At 66.8% G+C, this 21249-nt stretch carries 21 protein-coding genes; 7 read left to right on the forward strand and 14 right to left on the reverse strand.

Annotation, left to right across the window (positions count from 1 at the left end):
- Window positions 1-78: 78 nt before the first annotated feature.
- Window positions 79-1338: an MFS transporter gene (locus OP497_RS07510; RefSeq protein WP_280547586.1), complete on the forward strand. Its 1260-nt coding sequence runs from the start codon at window positions 79-81 to the stop codon at window positions 1336-1338.
- Here OP497_RS07510 and msrA read toward each other — a convergent pair.
- Window positions 1260-1859 carry a peptide-methionine (S)-S-oxide reductase MsrA gene (gene msrA, locus OP497_RS07515; RefSeq protein WP_280547664.1) on the reverse strand — a complete coding sequence of 200 codons (600 nt, stop codon included), beginning with the start codon at window positions 1857-1859 and terminating at the stop codon, window positions 1260-1262. The two genes, OP497_RS07510 and msrA, sit on opposite strands and share 79 nt — an antisense overlap.
- A gap of 221 nt (window positions 1860-2080) precedes the next feature.
- Between msrA and OP497_RS07520 the strand changes: the two genes are divergently transcribed.
- Together OP497_RS07520 and OP497_RS07525 are read left to right on the forward strand one after the other, a co-directional pair.
- Complete coding sequence (locus tag OP497_RS07520; protein ID WP_280547587.1) at window positions 2081-4276, forward strand: bifunctional TVP38/TMEM64 family protein/FAD-dependent oxidoreductase; 2196 nt, start codon at window positions 2081-2083, stop codon at window positions 4274-4276.
- A 1-nt stretch (window position 4277) separates the two neighbouring features.
- The gene (locus OP497_RS07525; protein WP_280547588.1) at window positions 4278-4922 is read left to right on the forward strand and encodes a CDP-alcohol phosphatidyltransferase family protein; all 645 of its coding nucleotides are present in this window, start codon (window positions 4278-4280) and stop codon (window positions 4920-4922) included.
- Between the two features lie 80 nt (window positions 4923-5002).
- Here the strand turns inward: OP497_RS07525 and OP497_RS07530 are convergent, their stop codons facing one another.
- Window positions 5003-5485: a peptidylprolyl isomerase gene (locus tag OP497_RS07530; RefSeq protein WP_280547589.1), complete on the reverse strand. Its 483-nt coding sequence runs from the start codon at window positions 5483-5485 to the stop codon at window positions 5003-5005.
- A 254-nt stretch (window positions 5486-5739) separates the two neighbouring features.
- Between OP497_RS07530 and OP497_RS07535 the strand changes: the two genes are divergently transcribed.
- Window positions 5740-6021 (forward strand): hypothetical protein, encoded by a 282-nt coding sequence (locus OP497_RS07535; RefSeq protein WP_280547590.1) that lies wholly within the window; start codon window positions 5740-5742, stop codon window positions 6019-6021.
- A 104-nt stretch (window positions 6022-6125) separates the two neighbouring features.
- Here the strand turns inward: OP497_RS07535 and OP497_RS07540 are convergent, their stop codons facing one another.
- From OP497_RS07540 to OP497_RS07580, 9 genes are all read right to left on the reverse strand, one after another.
- Window positions 6126-6593 carry a glycine zipper 2TM domain-containing protein gene (locus OP497_RS07540; RefSeq protein WP_280547591.1) on the reverse strand — a complete coding sequence of 156 codons (468 nt, stop codon included), beginning with the start codon at window positions 6591-6593 and terminating at the stop codon, window positions 6126-6128.
- A 218-nt stretch (window positions 6594-6811) separates the two neighbouring features.
- Window positions 6812-8410 (reverse strand): isocitrate lyase, encoded by a 1599-nt coding sequence (locus OP497_RS07545; RefSeq protein ID WP_280547592.1) that lies wholly within the window; start codon window positions 8408-8410, stop codon window positions 6812-6814.
- A gap of 386 nt (window positions 8411-8796) precedes the next feature.
- Window positions 8797-9231, reverse strand: a complete 435-nt coding sequence (locus OP497_RS07550; protein WP_280547593.1) for a GNAT family N-acetyltransferase — start codon at window positions 9229-9231, stop codon at window positions 8797-8799.
- A gap of 89 nt (window positions 9232-9320) precedes the next feature.
- Window positions 9321-10496, reverse strand: a complete 1176-nt coding sequence (locus OP497_RS07555) for a cupin domain-containing protein (protein ID WP_280547594.1) — start codon at window positions 10494-10496, stop codon at window positions 9321-9323.
- The gene (purB, locus tag OP497_RS07560) at window positions 10493-11857 is read right to left on the reverse strand and encodes an adenylosuccinate lyase (protein ID WP_280547665.1); all 1365 of its coding nucleotides are present in this window, start codon (window positions 11855-11857) and stop codon (window positions 10493-10495) included. Before purB ends, OP497_RS07555 begins: the two co-directional genes overlap by 4 nt.
- Window positions 11858-11905: 48 nt before the next feature.
- Window positions 11906-12547, reverse strand: coding sequence for a high frequency lysogenization protein HflD (hflD, locus tag OP497_RS07565; RefSeq protein ID WP_280547595.1), 642 nt, complete (start codon window positions 12545-12547; stop codon window positions 11906-11908).
- Window positions 12544-13671, reverse strand: a complete 1128-nt coding sequence (gene mnmA, locus OP497_RS07570) for a tRNA 2-thiouridine(34) synthase MnmA (protein WP_280547596.1) — start codon at window positions 13669-13671, stop codon at window positions 12544-12546. The genes hflD and mnmA overlap by 4 nt, the downstream gene beginning before the upstream one ends.
- Window positions 13672-13822: 151 nt before the next feature.
- Entirely contained in the window at window positions 13823-14272 is a 450-nt protein-coding gene (locus OP497_RS07575; protein ID WP_280547597.1) for an NUDIX hydrolase, read from the reverse strand.
- Window positions 14269-14883 (reverse strand): pseudouridine synthase, encoded by a 615-nt coding sequence (locus OP497_RS07580; RefSeq protein WP_280547598.1) that lies wholly within the window; start codon window positions 14881-14883, stop codon window positions 14269-14271. The genes OP497_RS07575 and OP497_RS07580 overlap by 4 nt, the downstream gene beginning before the upstream one ends.
- 128 nt (window positions 14884-15011) lie before the next feature.
- On the opposite strand from OP497_RS07580, the gene icd reads away from it, so the two are divergent.
- From icd to clpA, 3 genes are all read left to right on the forward strand, one after another.
- A complete protein-coding gene (icd, locus tag OP497_RS07585) occupies window positions 15012-16268 on the forward strand; it encodes an NADP-dependent isocitrate dehydrogenase (RefSeq protein WP_280547599.1) in 1257 nt (418 codons plus the stop codon).
- 208 nt (window positions 16269-16476) lie between these two features.
- The gene (gene clpS / locus OP497_RS07590) at window positions 16477-16824 is read left to right on the forward strand and encodes an ATP-dependent Clp protease adapter ClpS (protein ID WP_348533111.1); all 348 of its coding nucleotides are present in this window, start codon (window positions 16477-16479) and stop codon (window positions 16822-16824) included.
- 137 nt (window positions 16825-16961) lie between these two features.
- Window positions 16962-19238, forward strand: coding sequence for an ATP-dependent Clp protease ATP-binding subunit ClpA (clpA, locus tag OP497_RS07595; protein ID WP_280547666.1), 2277 nt, complete (start codon window positions 16962-16964; stop codon window positions 19236-19238).
- Window positions 19239-19381: 143 nt separating this feature from the next.
- Here clpA and infA read toward each other — a convergent pair whose 3' ends face one another.
- The 3 genes from infA to aat all read right to left on the reverse strand — a co-directional run bounded on the left by infA (window position 19382) and on the right by aat (window position 21241).
- A complete protein-coding gene (gene infA, locus OP497_RS07600) occupies window positions 19382-19600 on the reverse strand; it encodes a translation initiation factor IF-1 (RefSeq protein WP_040185975.1) in 219 nt (72 codons plus the stop codon).
- A 137-nt stretch (window positions 19601-19737) separates the two neighbouring features.
- Entirely contained in the window at window positions 19738-20475 is a 738-nt protein-coding gene (locus OP497_RS07605) for an arginyltransferase (protein ID WP_280547601.1), read from the reverse strand.
- Window positions 20476-20506: 31 nt separating this feature from the next.
- Window positions 20507-21241, reverse strand: coding sequence for a leucyl/phenylalanyl-tRNA--protein transferase (aat, locus tag OP497_RS07610; RefSeq protein ID WP_280547602.1), 735 nt, complete (start codon window positions 21239-21241; stop codon window positions 20507-20509).
- Window positions 21242-21249 lie beyond the last annotated feature (8 nt).

Consider the following 21249-nt stretch of genomic DNA (forward strand, 5'->3'; position numbering starts at 1 on the left):
AGATGTTAATGATCTGGATATTCTGTTTGGCTTATCATTCTCGCCGGTGGATCATGGCCTGCCAAGTCGGAGGACGTCATGATCGCCGCACATACCCGCGCCTGGTGGCGCGCGACCCTGGCCCTGTGCCTGGGCTCCTTTCTGGTCTTCATCAACCTCTATGTCCCACAGCCGCTGCTGCCGGCGCTGCGCGAGACTTTCGGGGTCTCGACGCTGGGAATCAGCCTGGTGATGTCGGTCGCCACCCTGGCGCTGGCCGCCTCGCTGCTGGTGTTCGGCCCGCTCTCGGATGCCATCGGCCGGGGCGCCATCATGCGCCTGACCCTGCTGGCGGCCGGGCTGCTCTCGCTGGGGCTGGCGTTCGCGCCGAACTTCGAGACGCTGCTGGCGATGCGCGCCCTGCAGGGCTTCGTGTTGGGCGGGCTGCCGGCGGTGGCAATCGCCTGGATGGGCGACGAGTTCGAGCACCCGGCCCTGCTCTCGGCGGTGGGGCTGTATATCGGTGCCAACTCCCTGGGCGGCATTAGTGGCCGGGTGGTGGGCGGTGTGGTGGCCGAGGTCGGTGGGGCATCGGCCAGTTTCCTGGTGGTGGGGGCGATGACGCTGGTCGGGCTGGCGCTGTTCTGGAAGCTGCTGCCCGCCGCCCGCGCCTTCACGCCGCGGCGCTTCGGGCTGCGCGGTGCCCTGGCCGACCTGGGCAGTCACCTGCGCAATCCGCTGCTGCTCGGCGCCTACCTGCTCGGCGGGATCAACTTCCTGATCTTCATCAACCAGTACAGCTACATCACCTTCCGGCTGGCCGATCCCCCCTTCGGGCTGGGGACCCGGGTGCTGGGGCTGATCTTCCTGACCTACCTGGGCGGTACCCTCGGCTCGTCGCTCTCCGGACGGCTGGCCGCGCGCTGGTCGCAGCCGGCCTGCATGATGCTGGGGATCCTGATCCTGATCGTCGGCACCGCGGTGACTCTGGCCGGGTCGCTTTGGTGGATCATCGCCGGACTGACCGTCAACGCCTTCGGGTTCTTCCTGGCCCACTCCATGGCCTCGAGCTGGGTGGGGCGCCGGGCCCGCTCGGCACGGGGCAGTGCCTCGGCGCTCTACCTGGTGTTCTACTACAGCGGTGCCAGCCTGGGCGGCTTCTGGCTGGAGCCGTTCTGGCGGGCCGCCGGCTGGCAGGGCGTGGTCCTGGCCTCCTGGCTGATGCTGTCAGTGACCCTGGGGCTGGCCGGCTGGCTGTGGCGACGCGAACGCCACGAGGATCATGGGGCCGAGTTGGCGCCGGCCTCGTCGCCCCAGACCTCCTCGAGCCGGTCGACGCGGCCGCAGCCCGACTTGTAGAAGCGATAGCGCACCTGGTTCTCGAGGTAGTAGTCCTGGTGGTAGTCTTCGGCCGGGTAAAAGGCCTCGAAGTCGGTGATCTCGGTGGTGATGGGCTGGTCGAAGCGCTCGGCGGCGGCGTCCCGGCTGGCCTCGGCCAGCGCGTGCTGCTCCGCGTCCATGGGGAAGATGGCGCTGCGGTAGGGGGCGCCCTTGTCGCAGAACTGGCGGTCCTCGGCGAAGGGGTCGATGTTGCGCCAGAACACGTGCAGCAGGGTCTCGTAGTCCACCTGCTCGGGGTCGTAGTCGACCTTGACCACCTCGGCATGGCCGGTGCCGCCGGCCGCTACCTGGTCATAGGTCGGGTCCTCGGTGTGGCCACCGCTGTAGCCGGAGGTGGTCGCCAGTACCCCTTCGACCTTGTCGTAGGCTTCCTCCATGCACCAGAAGCAGCCGCCAGCGAAGACGGCACTGGCGCTCTCACCATCGGCCTGGGCGAGGCCGATGGTGCCAATCGCGGCCGGCAAGGCAAGCAGGCTCATCCGGCAAAAGGCAGGAAAGGGCAAGGCTCTCATCGTAGGGCTCCATGGATCAGGGTTGATAGGTTGGAGAGACGTGATGCCATTGAGTTCCCTATCCTCCCAGTTCCTTACAGGACACTGTGGTCGCTTCCGCGTAAGTTACCGTCAGCCACAACGACAGAGGGGCGTCTTCGACGGCCGCGGATGCGGTGACCCTTATCATTTACCTACGGGAGTCCCCCTTGACACGACGACGCCTGATACTCGCGGCCGTGATCGCCCTGCTGGTCGCGGCCTACTTCCTCAGTGGGGCCGATCAAGCCCTGACCCTCGATAACCTCCAGGCCGAGCAGGCGCGCTTCCAGGCCTGGCTGGCCGCCGAACCGCTGACCGTCGCCGGCGGCTTCTTCCTGATCTACGTGGCCATCACCGCCGTCTCGCTGCCCGGGGCCACCCTGCTGACCCTGCTCGGCGGGGCGCTGTTCGGCTTCGGCTGGGGGCTGCTGCTGATCTCCTTCGCCAGTACCCTCGGGGCGACGCTCGCCGCGCTGATCGCCCGCACCCTGGCGCGCGGGCCCCTGGAGCGACGCTTCGCCACCCAGCTCGAGCGCATCAACGCCGGCATCGAGCGCGAGGGGGCCTTCTATCTCTTCACCCTGCGGCTGATCCCGCTGTTTCCCTTCTTCGTCATCAACCTGGTGATGGGCCTGACCCGCATGCGGCTGACGACCTTCTACTGGGTCAGCCAGCTGGGCATGCTGCCCGGCACCGCGGTGTACGTGAACGCGGGACGCGAACTCGGCAACCTGGAGTCGCTGGCCGGCATCCTCTCGCCGGGCCTGATCGGCTCCTTCGTGCTGATCGGCCTCTTCCCCTGGCTGGCCCGTGGCCTGGTGGCCATCGGCAAGCGCCGCCAGCTGGCCCGTCGCTTCGCGCGGCCGGCCCGCTTCGACCAGGACATCGTGGTGATCGGCGGCGGCTCGGCGGGGCTGGTGGCGAGCTACATTGCCTCGGCGGTGAAGGCGCGGGTGGTCCTGGTCGAGCGTGATCGCCTGGGCGGTGACTGCCTCAACACCGGCTGCGTGCCCTCCAAGGCGCTGATCCGCGCCGCCCGCCTCGCCAATGAGATCCGCGAGGCGCCACGTTACGGCGTCACTGCCGGCGAACCCGAGGTGGATTTCACCGCCGTGATGGGCCATGTCCAGCGCGCCATCCGCGAGGTGGCGCCCCACGACAGTCGCGAGCGCTACGAGGGGCTGGGCGTCGAGGTGATCGAAGGCAATGCCGTTCTCGACGATCCCTGGCGAGTGCGGATCCGGGAGGGCGAGACGGAGCGGGTGATCACTACCCGCCATGTGATCATCGCCAGCGGGGCGCGGCCGCGCGTGCCGCCGCTGCCGGGCCTGGAGGCCATCGAGGTGCTCACCTCCGACAATCTCTGGCGACTCGAGACGCTCCCCGAACGCCTGGTGGTGCTGGGCGGTGGGCCCATCGGCTGCGAGCTGGGCCAGAGCTTCGCCCGGCTGGGCAGCCGGGTGGCGCTGGTGGAGATGGGCGGCCAGCTGCTGCCTCGGGAAGACCGGGAGGTGGCCAGCGAGGTCGAGGCCCGGCTGGGTGAGGAAGGCCTGGCGGTGCATCTCGCCACCCGGGCGCTGCGGGTGGTGGTTGATGAGGGCGGTGGCCATGCCCTGGAGGTCGAGCGGCATGACGCCCACGGGGAAGAACCGGTGCTCGAGCGGCTGCCCTTCACCCACCTGCTGGTGGCGGTGGGGCGCCAGGCCAATGTCGAGGGACTGGGCCTGGAGGCCCTCGGCGTCGAGACCCGGTCCGATGGCACCCTGGCCGTGGACGAGTCGCTGCAGAGCGTACTGCCCAATGTCTGGGCCTGCGGCGACGTGGCGGGCCCCTACCAGCTGACCCATGCCAGCGCCCACCAGGCCTGGCATGCCACGGTGAATGCGCTGTTCGGCGAGCTCAAGCGCTTTCGGGTGAGCTATCGGGCCCTGCCGGCGGTCACCTTCACCGACCCTGAGGTGGCGCGGGTCGGGCTCAACGAGCGTGAGGCCCTCGCAGCGGGCGTCGAGGTCGAGGTCACCCGCTACGCCCTGAGCGAGCTGGATCGCGCCATCGCCGAGGGCAGTACCCGCGGCTTCGTGAAGGTGCTGACCGTGCCCGGTCGCGACCGGATCCTCGGGGCCACCATCGTCGGCCAGGGGGCGGGGGAGATGCTCGCCGAGTTCACCCTGGCGATGACCCGCGGCATCGGGCTCAACAAGCTGCTGGGCACCATCCATCCCTATCCGACCCACAGCGAGGCGGTCAAGGCCACGGCCGGGGTGTGGAAGAATGCCCACAAGCCGGAGCGCCTGCTGGGCTGGCTGGCGCGCTACTTCGCCTGGCGGCGGGGTGGCGACGGGGCCGACGAGACAGGGCGTTAGCATGCTCGATCGCTGGACCATGCCGCTGACCCAGGGCCCGCTGTCGGCGCTGGCCCGCGGCCTCGCCAGGCTCAGGGTCCGCCCCGATCAGGTGACGGTCACGGCCTTCCTGGTGGGGATGCTGTCTCTGCCGCTGCTGGCCCTTGGCTGGTACCTGCCGGCGCTGGTGGCGATCCTGCTCAACCGTCTGGGCGACGGGCTGGATGGTGCCCTGGCCAGGCTGACGGGGGAGGCGAGCGATGCCGGGGGCTTCCTCGACATCGGCCTGGACTTCGTCTTCTACGCGGCGGTCGTGCTGGGCTTCGCCCTTGCCGACCCGGCAGCCAATGCCCTGGCGGCGGCCTTCCTGCTGTTCGCTTTCATCGGCACCGGGACCTCCTTCCTGGCCTTCGCCATCATGGCCACGCGCCATGGCTTGGAACGGCCACGCTTCCAGCAGAAGGCCTTCTATTACCTGCACGGCCTGACCGAGGGCACGGAGACCGTGCTGGCCTTCGTGCTCTTCTGCCTGTTTCCCGGGCACTTCCCGCTGCTGGCGATGGTCTTCGGCGGGGCCTGCCTGGTGACCACCGCGATGCGGCTCTGGGGCGGTCATCGCACCCTGCGGGCCTTCGAGCACGAGGGCCCGAAACGACCGCGCGCCTGAACGACGAAGGGGCAGCCCTTGGCTGCCCCTTCGTGATCCCGGTTTCGCCTGTCGGCGGCCGGTGCGGTCGGCACGAGATATCAGTGCTCGTGGTCGCCCTCGCCGTGCACGTGGCCGTGCTCGACTTCTTCCTCGCTGGCCTCGCGGACCTCGGCGATTTCCACGTCGAAGTTCAGCGGCTGGCCGGCGAGCGGATGGTTGCCATCGACGGTGACGGTGTCGCCCTCGATCTTGGTCACGGTGACCATCAGCGGACCGCCTTGGGTCTGGGCTTGGAACTGCATGCCCGGCTCGACGTCTTCGACGCCTTGGAAGGCGTCACGCGGCACTTCCTGCACGAGCTGAGGCTGGACGTCGCCGTAGCCCTCTTCCGGGGCAACCTTGGCCTCGAGCTTGTCGCCGGTGGCGCGACCTTCCAGCTGCTTCTCGAGGCCCGGAATGATGTTACCTGCGCCGTGGAGGTAGGTCAGTGGCTCGCGGCCTTCCGAGCTGTCCAGCACTTCACCTGCATCGTTGGTCAGGGTGTAGTGGAACGCGACAACGGAATTCTGCGCAATCTGCATTGATGAACCTTTCGGTGAGTGCATGTAGCGCGACATGGTAACGCGGCAGTCAAGCGACTGTCAGGGGCATGGAGGAAATTCAGGATGTGAGGGCCGATCCTGAGTCGCATTCACGCCTTTCCGGTCCCGGGGCGGGGACTTTCGGACGGTTGCGTGGCCTACCGGGCAGGGATACCCTTGCCGGAGTCCGATTTCCCGATTCCCTTCGATCGACCCTTCCCTGGTCCTCGATCGACCCTTCCCTGGAGAGTGCCATGACCTTGACCCTGATCTGGCTGATCGCCTTCGCCGTGCTCCTGTATCTCTTCCTCAAGCGCTGGGAGGCCTCCGTCAGCGGTATTCTCGACACGCTGCTGCCGGCCGTGCTGCGCAGCGAAGATGATCGCTGGATATGGAGCCCGGCCCTGGCGGTGCTCGGCGCCACCTTCATCGTGCGCCCCGTGGACATGCTGTTCACCGTGATCGTGATTGGCCTGGTGGCACTGATCGCCACCAAGCTGGCCGGCTGGGCCATGAACAAGGTCGACCTGCACTGAGGATGTCCCGGTTACGCCGGCTGTCGCCACCGGAACGAGGAAGGCCCGCGGATCGCTCCGCGGGCCTTCTTTATTGACGGCCGCCCATGCGGCCAGGGCTGCCCTCAGTAGGGGGCCACGCTGACGCTGCTGCCGCTGCCGATCAGGCGCACGCGCTGGCCGACCTGGAAGTTCTGGTCCGCCTTCTGGACAACGACCACGTTCTGGCCGTTATCCTGGCGAATCTCCATTTCCCAGGCGGTGATGCGGTTGGTCGCCTCCTCGACCTTGGTGCCCGCGACGGCGCCGCCGATGACGCCGGCCACGGTGGCCAGCTGGCGCCCTGTGCCGCCGCCCACCTGGTTGCCGAGGATGCCGCCGATCACGGCACCGCCGCCGGAGCCGAGCAGGCCCCCGGCCCGACTGTCGGCCTGGATCTGCACCTGGCGCAGGGCGGTGATGGTGCCGAAGGTCACGGTCTGGGCCGACTTGGCCTGGTTGCCGCTGTAGACGTTGCCCGAATAGGGCGCGGTGTTGGCGCAGCCGGCCAGGGTCAGGACGCCGATGGCCAGAACGGGAAGAAGGCGTTTCATGCAGGATCTCCTTGATGTCCGTGACGAACACTCGGTCCCGGGATGGTGACCAAAGGTTAATGGACGGTGTTCTTTAACGAGTCTACCCACTGCGAACCGGCTTGGCCAGCGCGTCGGACTCCCTGGCCATGAGTGTAGCGTCGCCATGCGGCCAATAATATGAAAAAAGGGAGGTCAATCGGCCTCCCCAAGGTTTCCAGTGGTTACCGCCAGCGGCTTCAGCCGAACTGGTTCATGGTGTTGTCCTTGCCGCCGGCCTTGAGCGCCGCCTCGCCGTGGAAGAACTCCTTGTGGTCGTCACCGATGTTGGAGCCGGCCATGTCTTGGTGCTTGACGGTGGCGATGCCCTCGCGGATCTCCTTGCGCTGCACCCCGGCCACATAGGCCAGCATGCCCTCGTCGCCGAAGTAGCCCTTGGCCAAGTTGTCGGTGGAGAGGGCCGCGGTGTGGTAGGTCGGCAGGGTGATCAGGTGGTGGAAGATGCCGGCCTCGCGGGCAGCGTCGCGCTGGAAGTTGCGGGTCCACTCGTCGGCCAGCTGCCCGAGCTCGGTGTCGTCGTACGTGGCGTTCATGAGGTCGGCGCGCTCGTAGGCTGAGACGTCCTTGCCTTCCGTCTCCCAGGCGTCGAACACCTGCTGGCGGAAGTTCAGGGTCCAGTTGAAGGACGGGCTGTTGTTGTAGACCAGCTTGGCATCCGGGCAGACCTCGCGGATGCGGTTGACCATCCCGGCGATCTGGCCGACATGGGGCTTCTCGGTCTCGATCCACAGCAGGTCGGCACCGTTCTGCAGGCTGGTGATGCAGTCCAGCACCACGCGGTCCTCGCCGGTGCCCGGCTTGAACTCGTAGAGGCCGGAGGCCAGGCGCTTGGGCTTGACCAGCTTGCCGTCCTGCTTGATCACCACGTCGCCGTTGTTGATGTCGGAGGCCGAGGCGATCGCGTCGCCATCGAGGAAGCCGTTGTACAGGTCGCCGAGGTCGCCGGGCTCGTGGGTCACGGCGATCTTCTGGGTCAGGCCGGCGCCCAGGGAGTCGGTGCGGGCAACGATCACGCCGTCCTCCACGCCGAGTTCCAGGAAGGCATAGCGCACGGCGTTGATCTTGGCGATGAAGTCCTCGTGGGGCACCGTGACCTTGCCGGCCTGGTGGCCGCACTGCTTCTCGTCGGAGACCTGGTTCTCGATCTGGATGCAGCAGGCCCCGGCCTCGATCATCTTCTTGGCCAGCAGGTAGGTGGCCTCGGCGTTGCCGAAGCCGGCGTCGATGTCGGCGATGATCGGCACGACATGCGTCTCGAAGCCGTCGATCTTCGCCATGGTCTCGTCGGCCTTCGCCTGGTCACCGGCCTTCTTGGCCTCGTCCAGGTCATGGAACAGGTGATTGAGTTCCCAGGCATCGGCCTGGCGCAGGAAGGTGTAGAGCTCCTCGATCAGGCCCGGCACGGTGGTCTTCTCGTGCATGGACTGGTCGGGCAGGGGGCCGAACTCGGAGCGCAGGGCGGCGACCATCCAGCCGGAGAGGTAGAGGTAGGAACGCTTGGTGGTGCCGAAGTGCTTCTTGATGGAGATCATCTTCTGCTGGCCGATGAAGCCATGCCAGCAGCCCAGCGACTGGGTGTACTGCGCGGTGTCGGCGTCATAGGCCGCCATGTCTTCGCGCATGATCCCGGCGGTGTGGCGGGCGATGTCCAGGCCGGTCTGGAAGCGGTTCTGCACCCGCATGCGGGCGGCATGCTCGGGGTTGATGTTGTCCCACTTGCCCTGCTGGGCTTCGCGCAGTTGAGCCAGAGCCTTGAGTTCGTCTTTGAATGTCGTCATGGGCCATCCTTCGGGTCAGGAGTGGAATCTCGTGATCGCGATGTCGGGAAAAACCGGTGTCGCGGCCGCTGGAATCGCCTGCTGCACCATTCGGCAATGCCTTATGCTGCATCTGCGAAGAACTGTCAGGGCCGAACAGATGCCGGGGCTTGTCTCTACGGCCTTGGTCGAACCTCGGGGAGGGTGTGCCAGCCGATCTGCCTGACCCCTTCGGGCCGCTGGTAAACAGCTGTTTTACCCTCGCCATGGAAGCCACTATGGCCCCTGATGGCGGGCTTCAGCAATTGATCCTTGGGGGGAGAGGGCGTTGTAACTCGACTACAGGACGGTGCGGGGAGAGGCCTTTCCTGTAGTCGAGTTTCCGTGCGGAAGCAGGGGGTCGCGATTCAAGCGCCGAGGGGAAGGCGCATATTGCGGTGCGCAATACCGGCCTCGAGGAAGTCGTCACCGAAGGCCCTGAACCCCAGGTGTTCGTAGAACGTCAGGGCGTGGGTCTGGGCGGCGAGCTCCACCGTGTTATGGCCGTCGCGGCGGGCGGCCTCGATGGCGGCCCGCATCAGGGCCGCGCCGATCCCCAGGCCGCGGGCCTGGGCGAGCACGGCCACCCGACCGATATGGGCATCGGGCAGCAGCCGGGCGGTGCCCAGGGGAATGCCGTCGTGCAGGACCAGGAAGTGGCGACAGTCGGGGTCGCGGCCGTCCCACTCCTCCTCTTGAGGCACCTGCTGCTCCTCGATAAAGACCACCCGGCGGATCTCGCTGGCCTCGGCGCCTAACGCGTCCCAGCTGCCCTCTTTAATGGCCAGCTCTGTCTCTTTCACTTCGTCTCTCCTGGTGACACATTGTTTTCCTTGCTCCTTGCTCCTTGCTCCTTGCTCCTTGCTCCTTGCTCCTTGCTCCTTGCTCCTTGCTACTCCTCCAGCTCGTCCGCCCAGGCCAGGCTGCCGATATCGAGCAGGCGGGCGAGCAGCGCGGCGGCACCGGGCAGCGCGAGCAGGCCCTCGTCCAGCGGGGCATCGGAGGCTACATGCCGGGCCAGGGGCAGGGGGCAGTTCAGTCCGTCGCCATCGGCGAAGAGGGTTGCGCGGTCGTCGTCCAGGGCCCGCCAGGCGAAGCGCGAACCGGGGCTGCGTGCCAGTTCCTCGCCCTCCTGAAGGGCGGCGACAAGGTCCTCTACCTCGGTCGGCGTCTCGGTGGGGACCAGCTGGTCGACGTACTTGGGCTGGGTCATCACGCGGCCGAACCACTGGGCCAGCTGGGCCGGGTCGTCCAGGGTCTCCAGGATCAGCTGGCGCATGCGGGCCACGGCGTCATCGTCGAGCTCGGCGGGGTCCTTGGGCGGCGTCATGCCGGCATCGGCGTAGCGCCTCGATGCCGGCAGCTGCTCACCGCGATAGTCGGCAAACGAGGTGATCGCCTCGTCCGCGGAGGGCGCGCGGAAGCCCACCGAGAACGTCAGGCAGTCGTCGGTCTGGCTGACGCCATGGTGCGCCCAGGCGGGCGGCAGGTAGAGCATGTCGCCCGGTTCGAGAATCCAGTCATCGCCAGGGGCCACTTCGAAGCGTTCGAGGATGCGCAGGTCGATGCCATCGAGGATCGGGGCGTCGTCGCCGACCTTGCCGCCCAGCTGCCAGCGGCGCTGGCCGCTGCCCTGCAGCAGGAAGACGTCGTACTGGTCGACATGCGGGCCGACGCTTCCGCCTGGGGGGGCGTAGCTGATCATGATGTCGTCGAGTCGCCAGCGGGGCAGGAAGTCGAAGGCCTCGAGTAACTCGGCCACCTCGGGCACGTAGTGGTCGACGGCCTGGACCAGTAGGGTCCAGTCGCGCTCGGGCAGTGTGGCGAAGGTGACCTCATCGAAGGGGCCGTGGCGGACCTGCCAGGCGCCGTCGGCACCGTGCTCCTCCACCAGACGGGCCTCGACGCCCTCCTCGCAGGCGAGCCCCGCCAGCTCATCCGGGTCCAGTGGGCACGCGAAATCGGGAAAGGCGCCGCGGATCAGCAGCGGCTTCTGCTGCCAGACGTCGCGCAGGAACTCGGCGGCGGTCAGGCCGCCCAGCATGGGCAGCGGCGCATCGGAGTTCATAGCTTCCTCGCCTGCTCTTCGGCGTTGCCGATATAGGTCGCCGGGGTCAGCGCCTTCAGTTCTTCCTTTACGGTCTCGGGAAGCTGCAAGGTGTCGATGAAGGCTGCGAAGCCGGTCTGGTCGATGCGCTTGCCGCGAGTCAGCTCCTTGAGCTTCTCGTAGGGCTTCTCGATGCCGTAGCGGCGCATCACCGTCTGGATCGGCTCGGCCAGCACCTCCCAGCTGGCATCGAGGTCCTCGGCGATGCGCGCCGGGTTGGCCTCGAGCTTGCCGATGCCCTTGAGCGAGGCCTGGTAGGCGATCAGGCCATAGGCCAGGCCGACGCCCAGGTTGCGCAGCACCGTGGAATCGGTGAGGTCGCGCTGCCAGCGGGAGATCGGCAGCTTCTGGGCCAGGTGGCCGAGGAGGGCATTCGCCACCCCCAGGTTACCCTCGGAGTTCTCGAAGTCGATGGGGTTGACCTTGTGGGGCATGGTCGAGGAGCCGATCTCGCCCTCGACGGTCTTCTGCTTGAAGTAACCCAGCGAGATGTAGCCCCAGACGTCGCGATCGAAGTCGATGAGGATGGTGTTGAAGCGGCACACCGCGTCGAACAGCTCGGCGATGTAGTCGTGAGGCTCGATCTGGGTGGTATAGGGGTTGAAGGTCAGCCCCAGCCCCTCGACGAAGCTGCGGGCGTTGGCTTCCCAGTCCACCTCGGGATAGGTGGCCAGGTGCGCGTTGTAGTTGCCGACCGCGCCGTTGATCTTGCCCAGTATCTCGACGCCCTCGATCTGCGCGAGCTGGCGGCGCAGGCGGTAGGCGACGTTGGCCATCTCCTTGCCCAGGGTGGTGGGGCTCGCCGTCTGGCCGTGGGTGCGCGAGAGTATCGGCTGGGCGGCGTGATCATGGGCCAGGCGGGCGATCTCGTCTGCCACCCGGTGCATCACCGGGAGCAGGGCGCGGAGTCCGTCGGTCAGCATCACGCCGTGGGAGAGGTTATTGATGTCCTCGCTGGTGCAGGCGAAGTGCACGAACTCGGTGACGGCGTGCAGCTCCGGCTGGCCGGCGATCTTCTCCTTGATGAAATACTCCACCGCCTTGACGTCATGGTTGGTGGTGCGCTCGATGGTCTTGATGCGTTCGGCGTCCTCTACGGAGAAGTCGCGCAGCAGGGCCTCGAGGAAGGCGGTGGCCTCGGCGGAGAGCCTGGGTACTTCGGTGATCTGCGGATGCTCGGCAAGGCGCTGGAGCCAGCGAATCTCGACGATGACCCGGGCGCGGATCAGGCCGAACTCACTGAAGTGCTCGCGCAGGGCCTTGGCCTTGCCGGCGTAGCGGCCATCGATGGGGGAGAGAGCAGTCAGGGCGGAGAGGGGCAGGGAAGCGGCGTGCATGGTCGGATTCCGGTCAAGGGAAGTGGAAGGGGCTCAGCCCAGCTGTTCCAGGGTCTTCTTCAGGGCGCCGCGCTGGAAGACCAGCTTCCAGCGTCGGCCCCCTTGCTGGTGCCAGAGCAGGGCGAAACGGATGCCGGCGAGCAGGATGGCGCGGACCCGCTCGGGCATCATGCGACTCTGCAGCAGCGAGGGGTCGCCCTGGACGACGATGCGGGTCTTGAAGGTCGAGAGGGTTTCCTGATAGGCCTCGCCGAGGCTGGCGATGACGTTCTCGTGGGTCTCACCGAAGTGCTCGGCCTGGCCCTGGATACGGGTCAGGCGCGTGCCGAGGTCATCCATCAGGGCGTCGTTGCCGCGCAGCTTGTTCATCAGCATCAACAGCGAGAAGCCGTAGCGCAGCACCACGGGGTTGACCTGCTGGCGGCCGACCACGCCCTCGAGCACGTCGAGGCCGCGGCGCAGGTTGTTGGGATGGCCGCCGTAGATCGCCTCGAAGCTCTCTGGGTTGGTGTCCAGGGTGGCACGGATCAGGGTTTCCCAGGCGCGCGACTCGACCTGGCCGGTGCGGGCGAGCTCGTCGACCAGGCTGGCGGCCTGGAAGACACCGGCCAGCGCCAGGGCCTGACGGGCGACCGGGGTATCCGGCGCGCGGTGGATCGGGGTCGAGTCGGTCATGAGGCAGGCTCCGTGGTGTTCCAGGTCTCGCGGATGACCCCGCCGCCGAGGCAGATCTCGCCATCGTAGAGGACCAGCGACTGACCAGGGGTGACGGCGCGCTGGGGCTCATCGAAGCCCACCTCCACCCCGCCGTCGGCGGTGACGCGCATCCGGCAGGGCACGTCGGCCTGGCGGTAGCGGGTCTTGGCGGTATAGCGGCCCTCGGCGGCGGGTGGCGTGCCGGCCACCCAGTCCATGGCCTCGGTGACCAGCGCGTCGGTGTAGAGCAGCGGGTGATGCTTGCCCTGTACGGCGACGAGCACGTTGCGCTCGAGGTCCTTGGCGGCGACGTACCAGGGCGCGTCCGGATGGTCGGCGAGACCGCCGATGCCGAGCCCCTGACGCTGGCCGAGGGTGTAGTACATCAGCCCCATGTGCTCGCCGATGACCTCGCCCTCGGGGGTCTCGATCATGCCGGGCTGGGCGGGCAGATACTGTTTGAGGAAGTCGCGGAAGCGGCGCTCGCCGATGAAGCAGATGCCCGTCGAGTCCTTCTTGCGCGCGGTGATCAGGTCATGGCGCTCGGCGATGGCGCGCACCTCGGGCTTCTCCAGCTCGCCCACCGGGAAGAGGGTTCGGGCGATGGCAGCCTCGGGGACGGCATGCAGGAAGTAGCTCTGGTCCTTTTGGGGGTCGAGCCCCTTGAGCAACCTCGGACGAATGTCGCCCTGCCCCTGGCGCACCCGCCCTTGACGAACATAATGGCCGGTGGCGATCTTCTCGGCGCCGAGCATTTCGGCATACTCCAGGAACACCTTGAACTTGATCTCGCGGTTACAGAGGATGTCCGGGTTCGGCGTGCGCCCCGCCTGGTACTCGGCCAGGAAGTGCTCGAAGACGTTGTCCCAGTACTCGGCGGCGAAGTTGGCGGTGTGCAGCCGGATACCGAGCGTCTCGCATACCGCCTCGGCGTCGGCCAGGTCGGTCTTGGCGGTGCAGTACTCGGTGCCGTCGTCCTCGTCCCAGTTCTTCATGAACAGGCCCTCGACGTCGTAGCCCTGCTCCAGCAGCAGCAGGGCGGACACGGAGGAGTCGACGCCGCCGGACATGCCGACGATCACCTTGACTGGGGTGGCGGTCATGGGCGCTCTCGAATCGGGTATGGCTCAAATGGGCGGGGATTATACATGATCTTGCCGCCAGGCGCCGAGAGGCGAGCTACAAGCTCCAAGGAGCAAGGAGGCTCGTTACTTTCTGCTTTCTGCTTGAGCCTCGGCTTGGCCGCTTGGCCGCTTATCTTTCGTGAATCACGTCCATGGGGTAGAAGCGGCTCGCCAGGGCATCGCGGACACGCCGCAGCACCAGCGGGCTGCGCAGCCGGCCTTCCCGGTCCAGCGCCTCGAGCTCGTCGAGGGTCAGCCAGTGCACGGCGAGGATGGCCGGGTCCAGCTCATTGCCCAGGTGGGCCAGCGCCATGCCGAAGAAGCCATGGCTGTGGAAGGTCAGGCCATCCGGTGTGTGGTAGATATACATGCCCAGGTAGTCGGTGATGCCCACCTGCCAGGCGGTCTCCTCGCGCAGTTCGCGCAGGGCGCCCTCCTGGATACGTTCGCCGGGCTCCAGATGGCCGGCGGGCTGGTTGAAGAGGGTCTCGGCTCCGCCACGATCCTCCTCTACCACCAGGAAGCGCCCGGCCCGCTCCACCACGGTGGCCACGCTGATGAAGGGCTGCCAGCGGCTCATCGGCGGCCTCCTCTTGCTGGGCCCCGGTGAGCACCTGCTGGCGGCCTGCGCGGGGCGTGAAGCGTCTCCCGTCGCCACTGCCCGGGGGCCAGGCCATCCAGGCGCCAGGGGCCGATGGCCACCCGCACCAGCCTCAGGGTGGGGTGACCGACATGGGCGGTCATGCGGCGGACCTGGCGGTTGCGGCCCTCGGTGATGGTCAGCTCGAGCCAGGTGGTGCGTGGGTGGCGTCGCGTCTTCAGGGGCGGGTCGCGCTCGGGCAGCCCGCTCTCGGTCAGGCGCTGCACCTTCGCGGGCCGGGTCCTGCCCTCCTTGAGCGCGACGCCGTCGCGCAGTGCCTGCAGGGCGACCTCAGTGGGCTCGCCTTCTACCTGCACGCGGTAGGTCTTGGGCTGCTTGTGGCGGGGGTCGCTGATGCGATGGATCAACTCGCCGTCGTCGCTGAGCAGCAATAGCCCCTCCGAATCGTGGTCGAGTCGACCCGCCGGATAGATATCCGGCACGTCGATGACGTCGGCCAGGGTCGCGCGGCGCTCCCCGTCCTTGGCCTTCCGGTCGGTGAACTGGGAGAGCATGCGATAGGGCTTGTGCAACAGGTAAAGGACACTCATTCGACCAAAGTCTTGCTACCATGGATTGTCGACAAATCTGACGTCAAGCCTACTCCGCTCCGGAGGGTGAATGCTATACTCCGCGCACCACTGAACAGACCAGAACAGACCAGACAGGGGAGTTCTCAATGGGGTTCCAGAAAATCGTCCTGCCCGAGGGCGGCCAGAAGATTACCGTCAACGCCGACAATACGCTGAACGTGCCGAATGAGCCGGTCATTCCGTTCATCGAGGGCGACGGTATTGGTGTCGACGTGACGCCGGCCATGAAGATCGCCATCGACTCTGCCGTGCAGAAGGCTTATAACGGCGAGCGCAAGATCCACTGGATGGAGGTCTACGCCGGCGAGAAGGCCACCCAGGTCTATGACGCCGACACCTGGCTGCCGGAAGAGACCCTGGAGGCGGTCAAGGACTATGTCGTCTCCATCAAGGGGCCGCTGACCACGCCGGTGGGCGGCGGCATCCGCTCCCTGAACGTCGCCCTGCGCCAGAAGCTCGACCTCTACGTCTGCCAGCGTCCGGTGCGCTGGTTCGAAGGCGTGCCGAGCCCGGTCAAGAAGCCGGCCGACGTGGATATGGTCATCTTCCGCGAGAACTCCGAGGACATCTACGCCGGCATCGAGTGGAAGGCCGGTACCCCGGAGGCCGACAAGGTCATCAAGTTCCTGCGCGAGGAGATGGGTGTCCAGAACATCCGTTTCCCCGAGAACTGCGGCATCGGCGTCAAGCCGGTCTCCGTCGAGGGCACCAAGCGTCTGGTGCGCCAGGCCCTGCAGTACACCATCGACAACGACCGCGAGTCGCTGACCCTGGTGCACAAGGGCAATATCATGAAGTTCACCGAGGGGTCCTTCAAGGACTGGGGCTATGAGCTCGCCAAGGAGGAGTTCGGCGCCGAGCTGCTCGACGGCGGCCCCTGGATGACCATGAAGAACCCCAATAACGGCAAGGAGATCGTGGTCAAGGACGTCATCGCCGACGCCATGCTGCAGCAGATTCTGCTGCGTCCGGCCGAGTATGACGTCATCGCCACCCTGAACCTCAACGGCGATTACATCTCCGATGCGCTGGCGGCGGAAGTGGGCGGCATCGGCATCGCGCCGGGCGCCAACCTGTCCGATACCGTGGCCATGTTCGAGGCCACGCACGGCACGGCACCCAAGTACGCCGGCCAGGACAAGGTCAACCCGGGCTCACTGATTCTCTCCGCCGAGATGATGCTGCGTCACATGGGCTGGGTCGAAGCGGCCGACCTGGTGCTCAAGGGCATGGAGAAGGCCATCTCCAAGGGCGAGGTCACTTATGACTTTCATCGCCAGATGGACGATGCCAAGCTTCTCAAGTGCTCCGAGTTCGGCCAGGCCGTCGCCGACAACATGTGAGTCGCGACGCTGGACCCGGGGCCCCCGTCCGCCGCCCGGCGGACGGGGGCCCTTGCGTTGAGGCGTCCTGGTGGCGAACAGAGGCGGTGAACCCTGCCGGTATGATGGCGTCCAATCACGGTTGAGATAATGGACGGCCTCCGGCTTGTCGAGATGGATAGTGGCCCTTATGTTCAGTAGAGACGATGAGGTGGCGTGGCGAGTGGCCATGGTGGCCACGCGGGGGGGCATGACCCGGCCGCCGGGCCCCGAGGAGGACGACGGCGACCTGGCGGTGCAGCATGCCGACCCGGAAGTGGCGCGTCCCCCCTTGTACAAGGTGGTGCTACACAACGATGACTTCACGCCCATGGAGTTCGTGGTCGAGGTGCTGCAGACCTTCTTCCACATGGACAGCGAGACCGCGGTGCAGGTGATGTTGACCGTGCACACGCGGGGCAAGGCCACCTGTGGTGTCTTTACCCGCGATATTGCGGAAACCAAAAGCCATCAGGTCAATCAATATGCAAGAGAGTGTCAGCATCCGCTGCTGTGCGACATCGAGGCGGCGGACTGAGCGGCATGGTCGAAGAGGGACAGCGACGGTCCTGCGTTGAAGGGAGACTTGCAACGGCGCCGTTTGTACCCGATGTTGATGATGCCGGACCATGAATGATCCGACGCGAAGCCCTGGGCGGCGAGAAGGGGACTGCCATGCTGAGTAAAGAACTTGAACTGACCCTTAACACGGCCTTCACCGTGGCCCGCTCCAAGCGCCACGAGTTCATGACCGTGGAGCACCTGCTGCTGGCGCTGCTTGACAACGCCTCGGCGGCGGATGTGCTGCGTGCCTGCGGGGCCAACCTCGACAAGCTGCGGTCCGACCTGCAGGATTTCATCAATTCCACCACGCCGCTGATCCCCGATGACCAGTCGGACCGAGAGACACAGCCGACCCTGGGCTTTCAGCGCGTGCTCCAGCGCGCCGTCTTCCATGTCCAGTCCTCGGGCAAGAGCGAGGTCACCGGCGCCAACGTGCTGGTGGCGATCTTCTCCGAGCAGGAGAGCCAGGCGGTCTATTTCCTCAAGCAGCAGAACGTCGCCCGGGTCGATGCCGTCAACTACATCGCCCACGGCATCTCCAAGGTGGCCGGTCACGGCCAGAGCCAGTCGTCGCCCTCGCCGGAGGCCGAGGAAGCCGAGGAGGGCGGTGCCGAGACCGGCTCCAACCCGCTGACCGGCTACGCCACCAACCTCAATGAGCAGGCGCGGCTGGGCAAGATCGATCCGCTGATCGGCCGCGAGCACGAGCTTGAGCGGGTGGTGCAGATCCTGGCCCGCCGGCGCAAGAACAATCCGCTGCTGGTCGGTGAGGCCGGCGTGGGCAAGACCGCCATCGCCGAGGGGTTGGCCAAGCGCGTCGTCGAGGAGGACGTGCCCGACGTCATCAGCGACGCCGTGGTCTATTCGCTGGACATGGGCGCCCTGCTGGCCGGCACCAAGTATCGCGGCGACTTCGAGAAGCGTCTCAAGAACCTGCTGGCCGAGCTGCTCAAGCAGCCCCATGCTGTCCTGTTCATCGACGAGATCCATACGGTGATCGGTGCCGGCGCCGCCTCCGGGGGGGTGATGGACGCCTCCAACCTGCTCAAGCCACTGCTCTCTTCGGGGGAGCTGCGCTGCATCGGCTCCACCACCTTCCAGGAGTACCGTGGCATCTTCGAGAAGGATCGCGCGCTGGCGCGCCGTTTCCAGAAGGTCGACGTCATGGCGCCCTCGGTGGAGGACACCATCCGCATCCTCAAGGGGCTGCGCTCGCGCTTCGAGGAACACCATCAGCTGAAGTACACCGATGCGGCCCTGGAGAGTGCCGCCCGGCTGTCGGACCGCTACATCAACGATCGCCACCTGCCCGACAAGGCCATCGACGTGATCGACGAGGCCGGTGCCCACCAGCGGCTACTGCCGCCGGAGGTGCGCGTGGACACCATCGACGTCGACCAGGTCGAGGCGGTGGTGGCCTCCATCGCGCGGATCCCGCCGAAGAGCGTCTCCAGTTCCGATCGCAAGCTGCTGGCCAACATCGATCGCGACCTGAAGATGCTGGTGTTCGGCCAGGACGAGGCCATCGACAGCCTCGCCGCGGCGATCAAGCTGTCGCGTGCCGGCCTCAAGTCGCCGGACAAACCCGTGGGCAGCTTCCTGTTCGCCGGCCCGACCGGGGTGGGCAAGACCGAGGTGGCCCGGCAGCTGTCGCATATCATGGGCGTCGAGCTGGTGCGCTTCGACATGTCCGAGTACATGGAGCGCCACACCGTGTCGCGGCTGATCGGCGCGCCTCCCGGCTACGTCGGCTATGACCAGGGCGGCCTGCTGACCGAGGCGATCACCAAGCAGCCTCACTGCGTGCTGCTGCTCGACGAGATCGAGAAGGCGCATCCCGAGGTCTTCAACCTGCTGCTGCAGGTCATGGACCATGGCCGCCTGACCGACAACAATGGCCGCGAGGCGGACTTCCGCCACGTGATCCTGATCATGACCTCCAACGCCGGGGTCGAGCAGGCCACGCGGCGCTCCATCGGCTTCCAGACCCAGGACCACTCCACGGACGCCATGGAGGTGATCCGCAAGACCTTCTCGCCGGAGTTTCGCAACCGCCTGGACGGCATCATCCAGTTCCATGCCCTGCCTACCCCGGTGGTGCGCAACGTGGCGGACAAGTTCCTGGTCGAGCTTCAGGCGCAGCTCGACGAGAAGCGGGTCCAGCTCGACGTGGACGAGGCCGCCCGGGACTGGCTGGCCGAGAAGGGCTACGATCCCGACATGGGGGCTCGCCCGATGGCCCGCCTGATCCAGGAGAAGCTCAAGAAGCCGCTGGCCGAGCTGATCCTGTTCGGCGAGCTGGCCGAGCACGGCGGGGTGGTGCACGTCAGCGTGGAGGAGGGCGAGCTCCACCTCTCCACGGAGTCGGAGCTGGCCGACGCGCCCTGACGGGGATCAGGCGGCCACCAACCCACAGCGCCCTGTCTGCGGACGGGGCGTTGTTCGTTCGGGCCTTGCAGCGGGAGGAGGTGGCGGACGCGAAGGCGGCCGACACTCGAGCGGCGTCCGGGCCCTGGCGGCCCGATCGGCGCTCAGCGGGCGCGGTAGACGATGCGGCCCTTGGACAGGTCGTAGGGGGTCAGCTCGACCTTGACCTTGTCGCCGGTGAGGATGCGGATGTAGTGCTTGCGCATCTTGCCCGAGATGTGGGCGGTGACCACGTGGCCGTTCTCCAGCTCGACACGGAACATGGTGTTGGGAAGGGTATCGACGACGACGCCTTCCATTTCGATATGGTCTTCACGTGCCATATAGGCGGTTCCTCGCTGATGAGATGACGAAAGAAGGCGGCACGGTCTCACGGCCTCGCCGCCCGTGCCGACAGGATAGCGCGATATTGTGCCGCATGCCGCTCGTCAAGGCAAAGGAACCCGCGCTCCGCTCGCCCTTACAGGGTGATCATGCGGCGCCAGTGGCGGCCGTCGAGCATCTCCAGCGGCCGGAAGGACTGCTTGTAGTTCATCTTGCGGCACTCGCGGATCCAGTAGCCCAGATAGACATGGGGCAGCCCCTGGTCCCGGGCGCGCTGGATCAGCGAGAGCACGGCGAAGGTGCCCAGCGAGCGACGCTCCAGCTCCAGCGCGGGGTCGAAGAAGGTGTAGATGGCCGAGAGGCCGTGCTCGAGCTGGTCGAAGGCCGAGACGGCCACCAGCCGGCCGTCGAGCCGGAACTCCAGCAGCCTGGCGTAGGCCTGATCGAGGGTCAGGAAGGTACGGTACTGTTCGTGGCTCGGTGGGTACATGTCGCCGTCGGCGTGACGGGTCCGGACGTAGTGGGCATAGAGCGCATAGTGCTCGGCATCGAAGAGGGCGGGACGCACGTGCAGCGTCAGGTCGGCGTTGCGATTGGCCAGCTTGCGCTGGGTGCGACTCGGCACGAACTCCGCCACCGGGATGCGCACCGAGATGCAGGCATTGCAGGCGTCGCAGTGGGGTCGATAGAGGTGACGACCGCTGCGGCGGAAGCCGAGCAGGGCCAGGGCATCGTAGACCCCCTGGCCCGGTGACTCCTGGGGGTCGAGGAACAGGGTGGTCGCCTCGCGGCCTGCCAGGTAGCTGCAGGCATGGGGCACGGTCAGGAAGAAGCGCAGGTCCCTTACCGGCTGCCGGGGGGCATTGCTGCTCAAGGCTGCCATCTCCTCTGAATCGCTGGCTCGGTCATGCAAGGGTGTCGATCGCATCGAAGGGCCAGGTCGCTGCCGAGATGTCGTCGACCGTCTCCCGGCGGCCACTGCCGGCATCGCCCAGCCACTGTTCAAGATAGCCGATGAACTCGCTCTGGGCGATGTCCCTGGCCCCCAGGCTGGCCAGGTGCCCGGTATGCATCTGGCAGTCGATCAGCCGGCCACCGCCGGCGGTCATGGCCCGGGCAAGGTGCACCAGGGCCACTTTCGAGGCATCCGCCTGACGGGAGAACATCGATTCGCCGAAGAACACCGGCCCCATGGCCACCCCGTAGAGGCCGCCTACCAGTTCGTCGGCGTGCCACACCTCCACCGAATGGGCCGCGCCGAGCCGGTGCAGGCGCCCATAGGCCGTCTGCATCTCGGCGGTGATCCAGGTGCCGGGCTGACCGTCACGGGGCGCCATGCAGGCCGCCACTACCCCTTCGAACGCGGTGTCGGCGGTGATATGGAAACCGGCGTTGCGCAGCCGCTTGGCGAGGCTGCGCCGCACCCGGATCTCATTCGGGAACAGCACCATGCGCGGGTCCGGGCTCCACCACAGGACCGGCTGGTCATCGCTGAACCAGGGAAAGATGCCGCGGCGATAGGCAGCCAGCAGCCATTCCGGGGTCAGGGCCCCGCCGGCGGCCAGCAGGCCGTCGGGATCGCGCAGGGCAGATGCGATGGGCGGGAAGCCCACGGGGCGCTCAGGGAGCCAGGGGAGCATGGGCAGCG

The sequence above is a fragment of the Halomonas sp. 11-S5 genome, from assembly GCF_029889825.1.
Classification (GTDB): domain Bacteria; phylum Pseudomonadota; class Gammaproteobacteria; order Pseudomonadales; family Halomonadaceae; genus Halomonas.

Coding starts and splice junctions, on each gene's coding strand:
- OP497_RS07530 (WP_280547589.1), bottom strand. CDS start 5,485: ATGCAGATTGCGCAGAATTCCGTTGTCGCGTTCCACTACACCCTGACC.
- msrA (WP_280547664.1), bottom strand. CDS start 1,859: ATGAGCCTGCTTGCCTTGCCGGCCGCGATTGGCACCATCGGCCTCGCC.
- OP497_RS07580 (WP_280547598.1), bottom strand. CDS start 14,883: ATGAGTGTCCTTTACCTGTTGCACAAGCCCTATCGCATGCTCTCCCAG.
- aat (WP_280547602.1), bottom strand. CDS start 21,241: ATGCTCCCCTGGCTCCCTGAGCGCCCCGTGGGCTTCCCGCCCATCGCA.
- OP497_RS07525 (WP_280547588.1), top strand. CDS start 4,278: ATGCTCGATCGCTGGACCATGCCGCTGACCCAGGGCCCGCTGTCGGCG.
- clpA (WP_280547666.1), top strand. CDS start 16,962: ATGCTGAGTAAAGAACTTGAACTGACCCTTAACACGGCCTTCACCGTG.
- infA (WP_040185975.1), bottom strand. CDS start 19,600: ATGGCACGTGAAGACCATATCGAAATGGAAGGCGTCGTCGTCGATACC.
- OP497_RS07535 (WP_280547590.1), top strand. CDS start 5,740: ATGACCTTGACCCTGATCTGGCTGATCGCCTTCGCCGTGCTCCTGTAT.
- OP497_RS07510 (WP_280547586.1), top strand. CDS start 79: ATGATCGCCGCACATACCCGCGCCTGGTGGCGCGCGACCCTGGCCCTG.
- icd (WP_280547599.1), top strand. CDS start 15,012: ATGGGGTTCCAGAAAATCGTCCTGCCCGAGGGCGGCCAGAAGATTACC.
- mnmA (WP_280547596.1), bottom strand. CDS start 13,671: ATGACCGCCACCCCAGTCAAGGTGATCGTCGGCATGTCCGGCGGCGTC.
- clpS (WP_348533111.1), top strand. CDS start 16,477: ATGGTGGCCACGCGGGGGGGCATGACCCGGCCGCCGGGCCCCGAGGAG.
- OP497_RS07540 (WP_280547591.1), bottom strand. CDS start 6,593: ATGAAACGCCTTCTTCCCGTTCTGGCCATCGGCGTCCTGACCCTGGCC.
- OP497_RS07545 (WP_280547592.1), bottom strand. CDS start 8,410: ATGACGACATTCAAAGACGAACTCAAGGCTCTGGCTCAACTGCGCGAA.
- OP497_RS07555 (WP_280547594.1), bottom strand. CDS start 10,496: ATGAACTCCGATGCGCCGCTGCCCATGCTGGGCGGCCTGACCGCCGCC.
- OP497_RS07575 (WP_280547597.1), bottom strand. CDS start 14,272: ATGAGCCGCTGGCAGCCCTTCATCAGCGTGGCCACCGTGGTGGAGCGG.
- hflD (WP_280547595.1), bottom strand. CDS start 12,547: ATGACCGACTCGACCCCGATCCACCGCGCGCCGGATACCCCGGTCGCC.